Genomic DNA, 16,405 nt, shown 5'->3' on the forward strand with positions numbered 1-16,405 from the left:
AAATTTATGTTTATAGGGATCGTCACCCTGTTTCCCGACATGTTTAAAGCAATTACAGAATTTGGGGTAACAGGTCGAGCAGTCAAACAACATTTACTGGATGTGCAATGTGTGAATCCAAGGGATTTTACTTGGGATAAACACCATACCGTAGACGACCGCCCTTATGGCGGTGGGCCGGGTATGTTGATGATGGTGCAGCCTTTACGGGATGCCATTCATCAAGCCAAACAACAGGCGAAAGCACATCACAAGAGCGGTCACAAGGCAAAAGTGATTTACTTGTCACCGCAAGGACGTAAATTGGATCAAGCTGGCGTAAAAGAACTGGCACAAAATGAACAACTCATTTTAGTGTGTGGTCGTTACGAGGGCATTGATGAACGATTGATTCAAACCGAAATTGATGAAGAATGGTCAATCGGCGATTATGTTCTTACTGGCGGGGAATTGCCTGCAATGACATTAATTGATGCCGTTGCAAGATTTATTCCCGGAGTATTAGGCAAACAAGCCTCCGCAGAGGAAGATTCCTTTGCCACAGGGTTATTGGATTGCCCACATTATACTCGGCCAGAGGTGTTAGACGGGCTTACTGTACCACCCATACTGATGTCGGGTCACCACGAAGAAATTCGCAAATGGCGATTGAAACAATCCCTTGAGCGAACGTGGTTAAGACGCCCTGAGCTACTGGAAGAACTAGCTCTGACTGACGAACAAAAAAAATTGCTCGCTCAAATTAAAAAAGAGCAGGCTTAATCAGTTAATTCTAGTATTAAAAAAGGTTTAAAAAATGAGCAACATCATTAAACAACTTGAAGATGAACAATTAAAACAAAACATCCCTAGCTTCCGTCCTGGTGACACATTAGAAGTAAAAGTATGGGTTGTTGAAGGTTCTAAAAAACGTTTGCAAGCATTCGAAGGCGTGGTTATTGCAATTCGTAACCGTGGCTTGCACAGTGCATTTACCTTACGTAAAGTATCAAACGGTACTGGCGTTGAACGTGTTTTCCAAACTCACTCACCAGCGATTGACAGCATTGCTGTGAAACGTAAAGGTGCGGTACGTAAAGCGAAACTTTACTACTTACGTGAACGTTCAGGTAAATCTGCACGTATTAAAGAACGTTTGGGTGCTTAATTTCAGATCAAGATTAATGAGCAATAAAAGGCTTGGAAATCTGATCTGATACCCAATATTTAAAGGACTGAGGACGATAATCTATCGAACTCAGTCCTTTTAATTTTAGCTGACATTCTTCATGGTAGTGGCGAACAGATTCATTCTGTCTATTCGCATGATTGATGCTGATTGTCCAAATACAACCATTCAGCCACTTGTTTAGCAAAATACGTCAAAATCCCATCAGCACCCGCCCGCTTAAAGCACAACAAGCCCTCCATGATACACTCTTTTTCTTTTAACCAACCATTTTCAATGGCAGCCAAGTGCATGGCATATTCGCCGGACACTTGATAGGCAAAGGTCGGCACACCAAATTGGTGTTTGACACGATAAACCATGTCTAAATACGGCATACCGGGTTTTACCATGACCATATCGGCACCTTCTTGAATATCCAGTGCCACTTCTTGCAAGCCCTCATCACTGTTGGCAGGATCCACTTGATAGGTTTTCTTATCGCCACCTTTTAAGTTAGCTGATGACCCCACTGCATCACGGAAAGGGCCATAATAATTGGATGCGTATTTTGCGGCATAGGCCATAATTAAGGTATGAATCAAGCCTTTCTGTTCAAGTGCGGTGCGAATTTTGCCAATTCTGCCATCCATCATATCGCTTGGTGCCACAATATCTGCACCGGCTTCAGCGTGGGAAAGGGCTTGTTTAACCAGAACAGCACAGGTTTCTTCATTTAACACATAGCCGGAGTCATCAATAATACCGTCTTGACCATGCACCGTATAAGGATCTAACGCCACATCCGTTAATACGCCTAATTCTGGATAAGCGGATTTTAAGGTTCGTACCGCACGTTGCACCAAGCCGTTAGGGTTATAGCTTTCTTCCGCTAACAAGGATTTTTTATCTTGTTCAACCACTGGAAACAAGGCGATCACTGGCACGCCGTATTTCACCAACAAACCAGCCTCAATCAGTAATTGATCGATGGTTAAACGTTCCACTTTTGGCATAGACGGCACGGGTTCACGTTGGTTTTCGCCCTCCATGATAAACACTGGATAGATCAAATCATCCACGGTTAATTTATTTTCCGCCATTAAACGGCGGCTAAAATCATGTTTACGCATACGGCGTAAACGGCGTTCAGGGTAACCTGTAAAAATTTGTATTGTCATTGTTTACTCCAAAACTTATAAAATTCTTGATTTTTTACCGCACTTTACCCTCACCCTCTCCCAAAGGGAGAGGGAATGTTAGGATTCAGTTTCGGCAGTATCTTCTTTTGGGCGGTAGAATCTGGCACAGATTACACCCACTTCAAACAGCAAACACATAGGAATGGCCAATAAGGTTTGGGAAAAAATATCGGGTGGTGTGAGCAACATCCCGACCACAAAAGCCGTCACAATAATATAAGGGCGTTTCGCTTTGAGATCTTCTGGCGTGGTGACGCCTGCCCAACAAAGTAAAATAATCGCCACAGGCACTTCAAAGCAAACACCAAAGGCTAAAAATAGGGTCAATACAAAATCTAAATAACTGCTAATATCCGTTGCCATGGCAACGCCGTCAGGGGTGGTTTTGGTGAGAAAGCTAAATACCAAGGGGAACACCACATAATAGGCAAAGGCGACGCCTACATAAAACAATAACGTACTGGAAAATAACAAAGGATAGACTAAGCGTTTTTCGTGGCTGTATAAGGCTGGAGCGACAAATGCCCAAAGTTGATACAGCAAAAAAGGCACCGAAATAAACACGGCTGAAAGTGCGGTTAATTTTATCGGGGTAAAAAACGGTGCAGCCACATTGGTGGCAATCATGGTTGAGCCAGCAGGCATAGCATCCAATAAGGGGGTCGCAATTAAATGATAAATATCATTAGAAAAATAGACTAACGCCAGAAAAACCACGGCAACAAAAATGAATGAGCGTAATAAACGATTACGTAATTCGATTAAATGTGAGATTAAAGGCTGTGTTTCTTCGACATTACTCATGATTTGTTCTCCTGTTGGCTAACAGGTTGAGCATCTTCAGCAGGGTGATATTGATCGATATATTGTGCCAACTGTTCGTCTAAAGACAATTCATGTTCAATATTTTCCGCCAGCTCGTCATCAACTGTTTCCGCATTATCAAGTGCGGTGGAATTTTCCGCTGTTTCTGATGTATTTTGTTGATTCGCTTGATAATTCTCGTTACGCACAATCTCAATTTGTTCTTGCAACGAATGATTGGCTACACTGGCTTGTTTATCCAACTCTGCTTTCATTTTTTCCGCAGATTGTTTCAAATCTTGCACAGTTTCCGCTAATTCAGGCGATAAAGCATTTAAATTTAAATGCTCGGCTTTTTTGATACTCTCTTGTAATTCTTGCAATTTTAATTCTTGAGCCAATTCATTTTGCACATTAGCCGCTAACCCACGAACGGTCCGCACCCATTTCATCACGGTACGAATGGCCACAGGCATACGTTGCGGCCCTAATACCACTAAGCCCACAATAAAAATCAACAGTAATTCAGAAAAACCTATATCAAACACGGATTATGCCTGTTCTTTTTGTTTTGCCGTCTCTTCTGTTTTTGCGTTGTCGCCATTGTCTAGAGATTTAAATTCCGCCTCTTTCGGTTCATCTGCCATGGCTTTTTTAAAACCTTTCACGGATTCGCCTAAATCAGAACCTAAGGTTCTTAATTTTTTTGTACCGAATAATAACACCACGATAGCGACAATAATGAGAAGTTGCCAAATGCTAATACCACCCATAAAATACCTCTTAATTTTCAATCATTCATGTTGCTGAATATACCCTTTTTCCGCTAGTTAAGCAATAGCTACAACAGGTTAAGCCGTAGCGTTTAGGTCACAGGATATGCTATAATTTTGCTTATTTTACGCATATTTACTCTAAATGGCAAAATCAAACTACATCACTCGCTCAGGCTGGAATGCCTTAGACAAAGAATTAAAGTATCTCTGGAAAGAAGAACGCCCAAAAGTTACGCAAGCCGTTTCAGAAGCAGCAGCCATGGGCGATCGCAGTGAAAACGCCGAATATATTTACGGCAAACGACGCTTACGTGAAATTGATCGGCGTGTACGATTTTTAATGAAACGGTTGGAAGTGTTGCAAATCGTGGATTATCACCCCCAACAAGAGGGCAAAGTCTTTTTCGGTGCGTGGGTAGAATTAGAAACAGAAAACGGCGAATTAAAACAATATCGTATCGTGGGTTGTGATGAATTTGATCCCGCTAAAAATTGGATCTCCATTGATTCCCCAGTAGCTCGTGCTTTGATTGGTAAACAGTTAGATGACGAAGTGCGGGTGAACACGCCATCGGGTAATATGCTGTTTTTTATTAATCGGATTTGGTATGAAAAAAGTTAACGGCATTTCTGGACAACCCATAAACGATCAATTAAAATCACACACAAGGTAGTTTTTAACTATTCTGAGGTGTGCAGCTACCATCAAGTGCGAGATTTAAAACCGAAAAAAGGGGAGCTTATGCTCCCCTTTTCGTTACGTCTTTGATACCATGTAATACATAAATCTTTTCCCCAAATTCTTCTGTTGTTAAATTTCCGTCAATCCAATCTTGGGAGAAAGCCAGAAATTCATCACTCGGTTCTAATCCTTCTAATCTGTTGTTATCGATAGCAAATTGCACCGCAGATTGTCGTTCACTTTTTTCTAAATCACCCATTTTTCACCTCTTATCTATGAATTTTCTCACCACACTTTGCGAATAAATTGATGGCTAAAACTAGCGGTATTTATCCAAAAACTTATAATAAGGAATACCAATTTTTAAGGCGAGATTTTTAATTAATTTTCCGCCATAGACAGATGGGATTCTGAGCTTTTCAAACACCTGTAAACGGTGATCATCCCCTAAAATACTTTCCGCAATAATCCGTCCAGCCAAGCCGGTTAACGCAATGCCATGACCAGAATAACCATAAGCAAAATACACATTCGGTGTAATGCGACCCAAATAAGGTTGTGAATTTAAGGTCATATCAATCGGGCCACCCCAACCATAATCAATTTTTACCTGTTCTAATTGCGGAAATACCTTGAGCATATTTTTCCGCATTACTTGTACCATATCTTTATTAGAACTGCTATCACTGCCAAATAACAAACGATTATCTGCACTTAAGCGATAATAATCGAGCAATAAATTATTATCACACACTGACATGCCATTATTAATCAGGCTATCTGCGGTGGCTTGATCGAGCGGTTCTGTGGCGATAATAAAACTTTCCACAGGTAAAATTTTCCGAGCGGTACCGTGATGAATAGACTTAGGTAAATTGGCAATATAGGCATTGGTGGCTAACACCACATGTTGAGCAGATACTTGGGCTTTATCGGTGGTTAAAACTACTTGATTGCCTTGCGTTTGCATATCCAACACAGGCGATTGCTCAAAAATCTGTACCCCCAATGCTAAACAGGCTTTGGCTAAACCTAAGCAGTAGTTTAACGGATGTAAATGCCCTGAATTGCTATCAAATAAACCGCCCACATAAATATCTGATCCCAAATGCTGTTGTAATTGGTGCTTATCCCACAATTGCATATGGGGATAGCCAAAAGTTTCACGGCTGGCTTTTTCAATGGCGACTAAATCGTCCATACGGCGATGGTTTAATGCCAAAGTGGCGTAACCTTTTTTCCAGTCACATGAAATTTGGTATTTATTAACTCGCTCATCAATAATATCAATGGCCTCTAACGACATTTCCCACAAACTTTTGGCTTGTTCAAAACCAAATTGTTCAATATATTCATCAATGCCATCTTCAAAACCATTAATGGCTTGTCCACCACTGCGTCCCGAGGCACCAAAGCCAATTCTTGCCCCATCTAGCACAATCACCTTTTTGCCTTGTTCTGCCAGTTCTAAGGCCGTAGATAAACCGCATAATCCAGCACCAATGACACAAACATCCGCAGACAAATTTTCCGCCAAGTGCGGTTGTTTTAAGTCAAGATTTCGGCTGTCGTAATAGTAGGTGTTGATATGTTCTTGATGTGCAAAGTTCAGCATAAAATTGCCTTTTTCAATTATTTCCGCCGATCTTACAAGGATAAAAAAATATGTCAATGTACAAAATATGTTATACTTTATTTGCTTAAATAAAGCACAAAACTTTTAATTTTTTAACCGCACTTTTGGAGAATCTAAACGTAAATGAAAAAATCCTTTTCTCGTTCAATGAAAACTTTCATGCTTTCCGCCACCACTTTTTTTGCTAGCCAAGTTTGGGCGGAGGATCTGTATATTTATAACTGGACGGACTATATTCCGTCAGATTTAGTGGCCGAGTTCACGAAAGAAACAGGCATAAATGTCAATTATTCGACCTTTGAAAGCAACGAAGAAATGTATTCAAAATTGAAGTTAATGGATAAAGCCGGCTATGATTTAGTGTTTCCGTCAAGCTATTACATTGGCAAAATGGCCAAAGACGGTATGTTAGAAAAAATCGACCACAGCAAATTAAGCAATTTGTCACAAATTCCACAAAATTTATTAAATAAAGAATTTGATCCCAATAACCAATATTCCTTACCTTATGTTTATGGATTAACAGGCATTGCGGTAAACACCAGCCAAATTGATCCGGCTAAAGTGACCAGTTGGGGAGATTTATGGAATCCCGAATTTAAAGGCAAAGTGTTATTAACCGCTGACGCACGAGAAGTGTTTCATATTGCGTTATTGCTAGACGGCAAATCGCCGAATACCACCAAGGAAGAGGAGATTAAGGCGGCCTATGAGCGTTTAGTTAAACTGTTGCCTAATGTGGGGGCGTTCAATTCAGATACGCCAGAATTGCCTTATATTCAAGGCGAAGTGGATTTGGGGATGATTTGGAACGGATCCGCTTATATGGCTGCCAAAGAAAATCCGGATATTAAATTTGTGTATCCGAAAGAGGGGGCGATTTTCTGGATGGATAACTACGCCATTCCGAAAGGGGCGAAAAATATTGAGGCGGCCCACAAGTTTATTGACTTTATGCTCCGCCCTGAACATGCGAAAAGTATTATTGAACGCATGGGCTTTTCAATGCCGAATACTGGGGCGAAAGCCTTGTTAAAAGCGGAAGATGCGGCAAATCCATTATTGTTCCCACCGGAGGAAGAAGTGGAAAAAGGCGTATTCCAAGGCGACGTGGGCGACGCTGTGGATATTTATGAGAAATATTGGAATAAATTGAAAACCAATAATTAGACCTGTCTAAGTATAATCTGCACCCGAAATTTAAGCTAATTACTTGCGTATTTGGGTGCAGATTTTATTTAGTCATTTTCCATTCCTCAATTTGTCGTGTTATAGCATAAAATTTTTCTACTTCTTCGTCACTTTTTTGGCTTGTTTGCCAAGTTTGCTGATAGTTTCTAAATAGGCCACTTCCACATCATCAAGCGTTCTCGCCTTATATTTACGATATTCCATTTTGGCTTTTTCTATGGCTTGATCATGCGAGATACTGCCTGAATGGGTTAAAACTTTGCGATTAGTGGACATTAAAATCCGATCTAATTCCTGTACAAAATCTGTCATTTTCATAGGACGTTCTTCAATCGCATTTAATTCAGCAAAATCAAAATAAGCCGATACGATATTATTCAACACTCGCAATTCATGCTCACTCAAATAATTTTTAGCAATCATTGCTTCGGCTTGAGTAGGCTGACTACCTTTAAAATGAGATAACCCAGCAAAGGGTTTGTCGCTATCCACTCTAAAATAAATCACTTCACTGGCGGTGTTGCCGTGAGCAGCGTAGTGTAATTTGTTTTGCACAATTTTAAAGAACTTAATACTAGTTTCACTCTTCGCATCATAATCTATTGCGGTAGCATATAAATCCAACACTTGCCGATACATCACTTTTTCGCTTGAACGGATTTCACGGATACGGTCTAATAATTCCTTGAAATAATGACCTCCACCTAGATTTTTCAGACGTTCATCATCCATGGTGAAACCTTTGATCAGATATTCCTTAAGCCGCTCGGTTGCCCAAATGCGGAATTTAGTTGCCGAACTGGATTTGACACGATAGCCCACAGAAATAATGGCATCAAGATTAAAATGCTTGATTTGACGTTGTACTTGACGTTTACCTTCTTGGCGAACGACTAAGAAATCCTTAGTAGTTGCATCTTCATCAAGCTCCCCTTCGGCAAAAATATTTTTTAAGTGCATAATAATATTTTCACTTGTTGTGTCAAATAGCGTTGCCATTTGGGCCTGACTCAGCCACACTGTTTCTTGCTCAAACCACACATCGACTTTAGTTGTACCATCAATAGATTGGTAAATCTGGATTGGATTACTTTTATTGCTCATCTTACAAATGCCCTCTAATTTTCAGCCCGATATATCACTCATATTGTGTAATAATCAATATACCTGTATAAATTACCACACTTTATTGTCATTATCAACAATATTTTGAAAATAGATTCCTTGCGAACACATCGGTCCGTTTAAATGACAATTAAACACTGACTAGCGATAACGAAAAAAAGGACGAACATCTGTTCGCCCTTTATATTCAATACATTATACCGTTAAATCGACCACAACAAGATCGCCAATAACTGCGGTGAAATTATCCGTAAAAACATGGTGAGTGGATAAACCGTGGCATAAGCTAAGGGTGCGGCCCCATGATCTTCTTTAATTGCATTGGCAAAGGCCAAAGCAGGAGGATCGGTCATGGAACCGGCGAGCAAACCACAAATAGAAAGATAATTCAGTTTGGCATACAGGCGAGCAATAATGCCGACTAGCACCAACGGTACAAAGGTAATTAAGATACCATACCCCATCCATTCTAGCCCATTCCCCTCGGTTAAGGTGCTAACGAAATTGCCCCCCGATTTTAAGCCGACCACCGACAAGAACAACACGATCCCAATTTCACGTAACGCCATATTGGCACTTGGTGGCATAAACCAGTAGAGTTTGCCGATAGAACCAATTCGAGCCAAAATTAACGCCACCACTAATGGGCCACCGGCTAAGCCGAGTTTTAACGCCACAGGGAAACCTGGAATATGGAATGGGATAGACCCGACCAATACCCCTAAACCGATACCGATAAACACAGGTAACATTTGCACATGTTGCAGTTTGGATTGCATGTTACCAAGATCCGACATCACTTTACCAATCACGTCATCACCACCGACAACATGCACCACGTCACCAAATTGCAATGTTGTGTTAGCGGTTGGCACAAGTTCGATCCCTGAACGGTTTAAACGAGAAATCACCACGCCGTATTTTTGATGATAAGCAAGGGTACGAATACTTTTCCCTAACACTTTTTCATTGGTAATCACCACACGTTCAGAGCGTAAGTTGCCTTTAATGGTCGAGGCCTCAATATCCACTAACTCGCCCATAATTAACCGCACTTTATTTAAAGCTCGGCCCTCGCCCACTAAATGCAACACATCATCTAAGTGAATTTCCGTTTCGCCTTTTGGCACCACGATTTCTTCGCCTCGTTTTAAGCGAGTACAAAGCACCGCTTGTCCCTCAAAACCGGGGATTTCTTTGAGCAATAAACCATGTAAATTCGGGTTGGTCACTTTCAGATTGGCTTTTTCTAACGCCTCTTTGTCTTTGCCGGTTTCTCGATTAAAGGCCTCCGCCTCCTCGTCCACTTTAATACGGAAGAATAAACGAATTAACCACATGCTTAACAAAATACCGCAGATCCCGAACGGATAAGCCATGGCATAAGACATCCCCATTTTTTCGGTGATGTTGGTCATGCCTAACTCCACCAGAATTTGCTGTCCTGCCCCGAGAGATGGCGTATTCGTCACCGCCCCCGAATAGATCCCAAGCAACACTTCCAATGGCACGTCGGCAAGATGATAAACCCCCACCACCGTTAATGAACCTAACAACACAATTAATGCCGCCAAGCCATTGAGTTTCATACCCGATTCACGCAAAGAGGCAAAAAAGCCGGGGCCTACTTGAATACCAATGGTATAAACAAACAGAATCAAACCAAACTCTTGCACAAAATGCAAGGTATGCGGATCCAACATTAACCCATTTTGATGGGTAAAATGGGAAACAATAATACCGCCGAATAACACACCGCCGATACCCAGTCCCACACCTTTAATTTTCCAATGACCAATCCATAACCCCACTACCGCCACCAGCGAAAGTAGGCTTATCGTGATCGCAATATCAGACATAACGCCCCCTAAATTAAAATTAACTGGCCACAATTATAATGTAAGCCACACAAGATAAAATAAGCAAAATGAAAAAATTTGACGTTTATCACATTTTTCCTTGCTAAATTGCATTATTTGCTGAAAAATAACGCATTATTTTAACATTTATTGCTGAATTATTATATGGATTATACCCAAGAATTAATCACCTCGCTATTTTGGATCTTAAAAGCCATTGGGATCACGGCGATTGTGTTCACTGCTGTACTCTGGTTTTTAGTCAAAACCACCCATTGGGGACAACAATTTTGGTCATTGGCGAAAGATTATCTGTCGCCCAAACGCAGTGTTAAACCCCTAGCTTATTTTATTGTGATTGTGTTTTTTAACCTATTTTCCGTCCGCTTAGATATTCTGTTTTCCGAATGGTACAAGGCCATGTATGACGCCTTGCAAAATAGCAATGAAAACGTTTTCTGGATTCAAATGGTGGTGTTCTCCGTGTTGGCCACCATTAACATCAGCAATGTGTTATTGCTTTATTATCTCGGACAACGTTTCACCATTCAATGGCGAACTGAACTCAACCAAGAAATGGTGGATAAATGGCTCGGTGAACAGGCCTATTACAAAACACAATATATTTATAATCAACTAGATAACCCCGATCAACGGATCCAACAAGATATTCAATCCTATGTGTCTAGCTCCTTAAGTTTTGCCACCGGCGTGATTTCTTCCGTGGTATCTATTGTGGCCTTTACCCAAATTTTATGGAATCTGTCCGGCCCAATGGAAGTCGGTTCTTTTACCATACCGCATGCCATGGTATTTTTGGTGTTTATTTATGTGCTCGTCACCAGTGTGTTTGCGTTCCGTATTGGACGACCGTTAATTCAGTTAAATTTTGCTAACGAACGCTTAAATGCGAACTACCGTTACTCGCTGATTCGGATTAAAGAATATGCCGAAAGCATTGCCTTTTTCCGTGGCGAAAAAATGGAACGCAATATCTTATTTAAACAGTTTGATAAAGTGATTGGCAACGTGTGGAAAATGGTTCACATGACCTTAAAACTATCCGGCTTTAACTTAATGGTATCGCAAGTATCCGTGGTGTTTCCGTTTATTATTCAAGCCAGCCGATTCTTTAGTAAACAAATTCAATTAGGCGATTTAATTCAAACCTCGCAATCCTTTGGCCGTGTCCAATCGGCGTTATCTTATTTCCGTAACGCTTATGATGAATTTGCTAGCTATCGAGCCGTGTTAGATCGTTTAACCGGTTTCCATTCCGCCATTGATCAGGCCAATCAACCGAATGAAGTACGCTTACATCACACCGAAAGTGCGGTGCGTTTTGAGCAAGTTTCGGTGAAAAAACCCACCGGCGAAACCCTGATTGCGGATTTAACTTTCGATCTGCCACAAGGTTCATCGCTATTAATTAAAGGCCCATCAGGGGCGGGCAAAACCACCTTATTACGCACCATTGCGGGCCTTTGGTCGCATGCCAACGGCGATATTTATTTACCCCAACAGAACGCCCTGTTCTTACCGCAAAAACCGTATTTACCGCAAGGGCGTTTAATTGATGCGTTATTTTATCCCAATCTTGCCCCTGATAATGTGGATTTCGCCCAAGCGGCAGACACCATGCGAGCGGTGCAACTTGGCCATTTAAGTGATAAATTGGAACAAGAAAATGACTGGACAAGGGTGCTTTCACTGGGTGAACAGCAGCGGTTAGCGTTCGCTCGGTTATTGATTACCCAACCGAAAATTGCTTTCTTAGATGAAGCCTCTGCCAGTATGGATGAGGGATTAGAAGATGCCATGTATCGTTTATTACATGAACGTTTGCCGAACACCACGATTATCAGTGTTGGACACCGTTCAACCCTGAATGTGCATCATCAGCAACAATTAGAAATTGATCCTGTTAATCATTGTTGGCAGTTAATCGTTGGCAGTTAATGGTAGGACATTAAATGAAAAAAACGTTGTTTATTGCCGATTTACATTTAAGCGAAAATCGCCCCGATTTAACCGCACTTTTTGTGGATTTTATGCAACAGCAAGCCCCAAAAGCCGAGGCGTTGTATATTCTGGGCGACCTGTTCGATTTTTGGATTGGCGATGATGAACGTTCAGATTTAATTCGCTTAGTGCAAGACCACATTCGAGCGATGACGCAACAAGGTATTCCCTGCTATTTTATCTGCGGTAATCGGGACTTTTTGCTCGGGCAACAATTTGCGGCAACTTGCGGATTACAGCTTTTACCTGATTATCAAGTAATTGATTTATATGGCACGCAAACCCTAATTTGTCACGGTGATACCCTGTGTATTGATGATGAAAAATACCAACAATTCCGCCGTAAAGTGCATCAAAAATGGCGACAACGTTTGTTTTTATGCTTACCCTTAAAACTGCGGTTAAAAATTGCTGAGAATATTCGTGCTAAAAGCAAAGCAGATAAGCAACAAAAGCCCATTGAGATAATGGACGTGAACCCAGAATTTACCTTGCAAATCATGCAACAATTTGCGGTGACAAGATTAATTCACGGCCATACCCATAAACAACATATTCATCAAATCACACCGCAGTATGAGCGAATTGTGTTAGGGGATTGGGGCAAAACGGCCTCGGTATTGGAAGTGAGCGAGCTTGGGGCAAAATTTATTGCGTCATCATCTTAACAGGTGTTGGCAGTGAGGCCTAAAACGCAGTATAATGCAAGACGAATTTCAATTTTCTTAGGAGATGATATGATGAAAAACACATTATTAAACAGTTTATTGTTCGGGCTTTTAATGGTAAGTGGTCTAGGATTTAGTGGTAAATCTTTTGCATTATATGATGATGGAAGTTGTGATGTGTTTGGCAGAATAACTTTAATGGAAAAATTAAAAACAGAACAACGTAATTATATGTGCAAAGATAAAAGGCTAATTTATCAAACTGTTACAGAAGAATTTAAAAAAGCAAAATATGTTTTTGATGGAAAAGAATACAATTATAAAAACATGGCAAAACCATTAACTTTAGAACATCAAAAAGAAACAAATAACTTTGAAAAAAAAATATCAAATTATGAAAATAGATTAATTCAATCAATTAAAAACAAAACTTTCTTAAATAATGAGAACGTATTTACATCATTATCTAATGAAAAGAAATCCTTATATAAAGAAATGTTTGAAAAAAAATATTATAATTATCCAATTATTGAAACTGTTTATGGAATTGATGATTTATTAAAAAGTGTTTGCCCACCAAGCATAAAAGATTTTTATGAAAAAAACATCCAAGAAAGAGAAAAATTTTTGAAATTATTAAATGCTTCATATCATTAATAAAAATGCTGGAAAATTTCCAGCATTTTTATTAAGAACAAAAGCCCGTTTTCAAATTAAGTTCATCTTGGATTTTAACAATATCTCCTTTTTCAATTATTCTTTCTTCACCATATTCTTTGTTTTCATAACTTGAAATGTTTTCCTATTCTATCGCTCAAGCAATGGGGTTTTTCCCTTGCATTCAGCGCAGCAGAGTGTCAAACTAACCCTATCCGATTTTTACCAGATAACCGCAGAGAGATAACATGACAACCACTAAAAAAACCAAAAAAAACACCGCACTTGTGGATCCCAATCGCCAACAAGAACAAGAAAAATACGAAAACCCCATCCCAAGCCGTGACTTTATTATTCAAATTATCCGAGAACATAACGCCCCCATGAGCCGTGAAGAAATCGTGGCGACTTTTGGCTTACGTCATGAAGATGAACTGGAGGGCATTCGTCGCCGTTTGCGTGCTATGGAAAATGATGGCCAGTTGGTGTTCACCAAACGGAAACGCTATGCTTTGCCGGAAAAGTTAGATTTAATCAAAGGCACCGTGATTGGACACCGTGATGGCTACGGCTTTTTAGAAATCGAAAGCCCCGCCAAAAATGTGGTGGCCAATAAAGATTTATTTATCCCCAATAACCAAATGCAACGGGTCATGCACGGCGATTTTGTGTTGGCACAGCCAGCGGGATTTGACCGCCGAGGTCGCCAAGAAGTGCGGATTGTGCGTGTGTTAGAAAGCCGTAAAAAACACGTGGTCGGTCGCTTTTTCCTCGAGGACGGCATTGGTTATGTGGTGCCGGATGATAGCCGTATTGGACGAGATATTTTAATTCCTAATGAATTTCGCCAAGGGGCGAGAATGGGGCAAGTGGTGGTGGTCGAACTGAAACCCCGCACCGCTAGCTTTAGTCAGCCGGTGGGCATGATCAGCGAAATTTTAGGCGACAATATGGCCAAGGGCATGGAAGTGGAAATTGCCTTACGCAATCACGATATTCCGCATACGTTCCCTGACGCTGTCCAAAAAGCGGTGAAAAAACTGAGTGAAGACGTGCCAGAAGAAGCGAAAAAAGGGCGTATCAATTTACGTGATTTGCCGTTAGTCACCATTGACGGCGAAGATGCTCGAGATTTTGATGATGCCGTACATTGTCGCAAAGAAAAAAATGGCTGGCGGTTATGGGTGGCCATTGCGGATGTCAGCTATTACGTGCGGTTACGCACCGCCTTAGATACCGAGGCTCGCAATCGGGGGAATTCTGTTTATTTTCCGAACCGAGTGGTGCCGATGTTGCCTGAAATTTTGTCGAATGGCTTATGTTCACTCAATCCGCAGGTAGATCGCCTGTGTATGGTGTGCGAAATGGAGGTGTCCCATAAAGGCGAATTAAAAGGTTATCAATTCTATGAGGCGGTAATGAACTCACACGCTCGTTTAACCTACAACAAAGTCGCACGCATTTTAGAGGGCGACGAGGCACTTTGCCAACGTTATCACGCTTTGGTGCCGCATTTGAAAGAATTGCACGTCATGTATCAAGCCTTGTTAGAGGCCCGTCATTTACGGGGAGCCATTGATTTTGAAACCATTGAAAGCAAGTTTATTTTTAATGAAATGGGCCGCATTGAGCGAATCGAAAAAGTGGAACGCAATGACGCTCACAAAATCATTGAAGAATGTATGATTTTGGCCAATATTGCCTCAGCAAATTTGATGGAACGTCACCAAGAACCGGCCTTATATCGGATTCATGCTGGCCCAAGTGAAGAAAAATTGACCGCATTTCGTGCGTTCCTCAGTGAATGTGGCTTATCCTTACGTGGCGGCAACAAACCCACCACCGCCGATTATGCCGAATTATTAAGCCAAGTAAAACAACGCCCCGATCAAGAACTGATTCAAACCATGTTGTTACGCAGTTTAAGCCAAGCGGTGTATCACCCTGATAATATTGGCCATTTTGGATTAGCCTTAGATGAATACGCCCATTTTACTTCGCCAATTCGCCGTTACCCTGATTTAACCTTACACCGTGCCATTAAATATTTGATTGCCAAAGAAAAAGGGGCAAAACGCAAAACCACACCAAGTGGCGGTTATCATTACAGCTTAGAGGAAATGGACGTCCTAGGCGATCAATGTTCCATGACCGAACGCCGTGCAGATGACGCCACAAGAGAAGTCGCCGACTGGTTAAAATGCGAATTTATGCAGGATCACGTGGGGGATGAATTTGACGGTGTGATTTCCTCTGTCACGGGTTTTGGCTTATTTGTTCGCCTTGATGATTTGTTTATTGACGGCTTGGTGCATATTTCCACCCTCGATAATGACTACTACCAATTTGACAGCGCCGGCCAACGCTTAATCGGCGAAAACAGCGGTATGCTATATCGTTTAGGAGATAAAGTTAGAATCAAAGTAGAAGCCGTCAGCCTTGAACAACGCCAAGTGGATTTCTCTCTAGTATCAAGCGAACGCCAACCACGCCGAGTGGGTAAAACCGCAAAAACCAAAGCGAAAAAGGCAGAAAACGGGGTGAAAAAGCACCGCAGTTTGAAAACCGAAAAAGCGAAAAACAGCGGAAAAGAGAAGAAATCAAGCAGTAAAAAACGCAAAGCTCGCTAACTAGCT

Annotated in this window: 16 protein-coding genes; 8 read left to right on the top strand and 8 right to left on the bottom strand. The window is 41.2% G+C overall.

What is annotated here, in order from left to right:
- Positions 1-6 precede the first annotated feature (6 nt).
- Positions 7-762 carry a tRNA (guanosine(37)-N1)-methyltransferase TrmD gene (gene trmD, locus ACTG7X_RS02495; protein WP_439256960.1) on the top strand — a complete coding sequence of 252 codons (756 nt, stop codon included), beginning with the start codon at positions 7-9 and terminating at the stop codon, positions 760-762.
- A gap of 34 nt (positions 763-796) precedes the next feature.
- Positions 797-1,147 carry a 50S ribosomal protein L19 gene (gene rplS / locus ACTG7X_RS02500; protein WP_386692374.1) on the top strand — a complete coding sequence of 117 codons (351 nt, stop codon included), beginning with the start codon at positions 797-799 and terminating at the stop codon, positions 1,145-1,147.
- Positions 1,148-1,296: 149 nt separating this feature from the next.
- On the opposite strand, the gene hemB is transcribed toward rplS, so the two are convergent.
- The 4 genes from hemB to tatA form a co-directional block, all read right to left on the bottom strand.
- Positions 1,297-2,328: a porphobilinogen synthase gene (gene hemB, locus ACTG7X_RS02505; protein WP_439256961.1), complete on the bottom strand. Its 1,032-nt coding sequence runs from the start codon at positions 2,326-2,328 to the stop codon at positions 1,297-1,299.
- 78 nt (positions 2,329-2,406) lie between these two features.
- Positions 2,407-3,153 (bottom strand): twin-arginine translocase subunit TatC, encoded by a 747-nt coding sequence (gene tatC, locus ACTG7X_RS02510; RefSeq protein ID WP_439256962.1) that lies wholly within the window; start codon positions 3,151-3,153, stop codon positions 2,407-2,409.
- Entirely contained in the window at positions 3,150-3,701 is a 552-nt protein-coding gene (tatB, locus tag ACTG7X_RS02515) for a Sec-independent protein translocase protein TatB (protein ID WP_439256963.1), read from the bottom strand. Before tatB ends, tatC begins: the two co-directional genes overlap by 4 nt.
- A 3-nt stretch (positions 3,702-3,704) precedes the next feature.
- Positions 3,705-3,926, bottom strand: coding sequence for a Sec-independent protein translocase subunit TatA (gene tatA / locus ACTG7X_RS02520; protein WP_439256964.1), 222 nt, complete (start codon positions 3,924-3,926; stop codon positions 3,705-3,707).
- Between the two features lie 145 nt (positions 3,927-4,071).
- Here tatA and greB point away from each other — a divergent pair, with 145 nt between their 5' ends.
- Positions 4,072-4,551, top strand: a complete 480-nt coding sequence (gene greB / locus ACTG7X_RS02525; protein WP_439256965.1) for a transcription elongation factor GreB — start codon at positions 4,072-4,074, stop codon at positions 4,549-4,551.
- A 118-nt stretch (positions 4,552-4,669) separates the two neighbouring features.
- On the opposite strand, the gene ACTG7X_RS02530 is transcribed toward greB, so the two are convergent.
- The gene (locus ACTG7X_RS02530) at positions 4,670-4,870 is read right to left on the bottom strand and encodes an antitoxin VbhA family protein (protein WP_439256966.1); all 201 of its coding nucleotides are present in this window, start codon (positions 4,868-4,870) and stop codon (positions 4,670-4,672) included.
- A gap of 60 nt (positions 4,871-4,930) precedes the next feature.
- Positions 4,931-6,226 carry an NAD(P)/FAD-dependent oxidoreductase gene (locus ACTG7X_RS02535; protein WP_439256967.1) on the bottom strand — a complete coding sequence of 432 codons (1,296 nt, stop codon included), beginning with the start codon at positions 6,224-6,226 and terminating at the stop codon, positions 4,931-4,933.
- 144 nt (positions 6,227-6,370) lie between these two features.
- On the opposite strand from ACTG7X_RS02535, the gene ACTG7X_RS02540 reads away from it, so the two are divergent.
- Positions 6,371-7,417 carry an extracellular solute-binding protein gene (locus ACTG7X_RS02540; RefSeq protein WP_439256968.1) on the top strand — a complete coding sequence of 349 codons (1,047 nt, stop codon included), beginning with the start codon at positions 6,371-6,373 and terminating at the stop codon, positions 7,415-7,417.
- A 117-nt stretch (positions 7,418-7,534) separates the two neighbouring features.
- Here the strand turns inward: ACTG7X_RS02540 and ACTG7X_RS02545 are convergent, their stop codons facing one another.
- Together ACTG7X_RS02545 and ACTG7X_RS02550 are read right to left on the bottom strand one after the other, a co-directional pair.
- Complete coding sequence (locus ACTG7X_RS02545; protein ID WP_439256969.1) at positions 7,535-8,542, bottom strand: virulence RhuM family protein; 1,008 nt, start codon at positions 8,540-8,542, stop codon at positions 7,535-7,537.
- A gap of 224 nt (positions 8,543-8,766) precedes the next feature.
- Positions 8,767-10,422 carry a putative transporter gene (locus ACTG7X_RS02550; RefSeq protein ID WP_439256970.1) on the bottom strand — a complete coding sequence of 552 codons (1,656 nt, stop codon included), beginning with the start codon at positions 10,420-10,422 and terminating at the stop codon, positions 8,767-8,769.
- 165 nt (positions 10,423-10,587) lie between these two features.
- On the opposite strand from ACTG7X_RS02550, the gene ACTG7X_RS02555 reads away from it, so the two are divergent.
- The 4 genes from ACTG7X_RS02555 to rnr all read left to right on the top strand — a co-directional run bounded on the left by ACTG7X_RS02555 (position 10,588) and on the right by rnr (position 16,399).
- A complete protein-coding gene (locus ACTG7X_RS02555) occupies positions 10,588-12,381 on the top strand; it encodes an ABC transporter ATP-binding protein/permease (RefSeq protein ID WP_439256971.1) in 1,794 nt (597 codons plus the stop codon).
- 14 nt (positions 12,382-12,395) lie between these two features.
- Positions 12,396-13,112 (top strand): UDP-2,3-diacylglucosamine diphosphatase, encoded by a 717-nt coding sequence (gene lpxH, locus ACTG7X_RS02560; protein WP_439256972.1) that lies wholly within the window; start codon positions 12,396-12,398, stop codon positions 13,110-13,112.
- 69 nt (positions 13,113-13,181) lie between these two features.
- A complete protein-coding gene (locus ACTG7X_RS02565) occupies positions 13,182-13,769 on the top strand; it encodes a hypothetical protein (protein ID WP_439256973.1) in 588 nt (195 codons plus the stop codon).
- 248 nt (positions 13,770-14,017) lie between these two features.
- Positions 14,018-16,399, top strand: coding sequence for a ribonuclease R (gene rnr, locus ACTG7X_RS02570; protein WP_439256974.1), 2,382 nt, complete (start codon positions 14,018-14,020; stop codon positions 16,397-16,399).
- Positions 16,400-16,405 lie beyond the last annotated feature (6 nt).

Origin of the sequence: Lonepinella sp. BR2271 (assembly GCF_051851515.1) — a bacterium.
GTDB lineage: Bacteria > Pseudomonadota > Gammaproteobacteria > Enterobacterales > Pasteurellaceae > Lonepinella.

What these genes read in the sequence shown, in the direction of transcription:
- trmD (WP_439256960.1), top strand. Translation starts at nt 7, where the DNA reads ATGTTTATAGGGATCGTCACCCTGTTTCCCGACATGTTTAAAGCAATT.
- rplS (WP_386692374.1), top strand. Translation starts at nt 797, where the DNA reads ATGAGCAACATCATTAAACAACTTGAAGATGAACAATTAAAACAAAAC.
- hemB (WP_439256961.1), bottom strand. Translation starts at nt 2,328, where the DNA reads ATGACAATACAAATTTTTACAGGTTACCCTGAACGCCGTTTACGCCGT.
- tatC (WP_439256962.1), bottom strand. Translation starts at nt 3,153, where the DNA reads ATGAGTAATGTCGAAGAAACACAGCCTTTAATCTCACATTTAATCGAA.
- tatA (WP_439256964.1), bottom strand. Translation starts at nt 3,926, where the DNA reads ATGGGTGGTATTAGCATTTGGCAACTTCTCATTATTGTCGCTATCGTG.
- greB (WP_439256965.1), top strand. Translation starts at nt 4,072, where the DNA reads ATGGCAAAATCAAACTACATCACTCGCTCAGGCTGGAATGCCTTAGAC.
- ACTG7X_RS02530 (WP_439256966.1), bottom strand. Translation starts at nt 4,870, where the DNA reads ATGGGTGATTTAGAAAAAAGTGAACGACAATCTGCGGTGCAATTTGCT.
- ACTG7X_RS02535 (WP_439256967.1), bottom strand. Translation starts at nt 6,226, where the DNA reads ATGCTGAACTTTGCACATCAAGAACATATCAACACCTACTATTACGAC.
- ACTG7X_RS02540 (WP_439256968.1), top strand. Translation starts at nt 6,371, where the DNA reads ATGAAAAAATCCTTTTCTCGTTCAATGAAAACTTTCATGCTTTCCGCC.
- ACTG7X_RS02545 (WP_439256969.1), bottom strand. Translation starts at nt 8,542, where the DNA reads ATGAGCAATAAAAGTAATCCAATCCAGATTTACCAATCTATTGATGGT.
- ACTG7X_RS02550 (WP_439256970.1), bottom strand. Translation starts at nt 10,422, where the DNA reads ATGTCTGATATTGCGATCACGATAAGCCTACTTTCGCTGGTGGCGGTA.
- ACTG7X_RS02555 (WP_439256971.1), top strand. Translation starts at nt 10,588, where the DNA reads ATGGATTATACCCAAGAATTAATCACCTCGCTATTTTGGATCTTAAAA.
- lpxH (WP_439256972.1), top strand. Translation starts at nt 12,396, where the DNA reads ATGAAAAAAACGTTGTTTATTGCCGATTTACATTTAAGCGAAAATCGC.
- ACTG7X_RS02565 (WP_439256973.1), top strand. Translation starts at nt 13,182, where the DNA reads ATGATGAAAAACACATTATTAAACAGTTTATTGTTCGGGCTTTTAATG.
- rnr (WP_439256974.1), top strand. Translation starts at nt 14,018, where the DNA reads ATGACAACCACTAAAAAAACCAAAAAAAACACCGCACTTGTGGATCCC.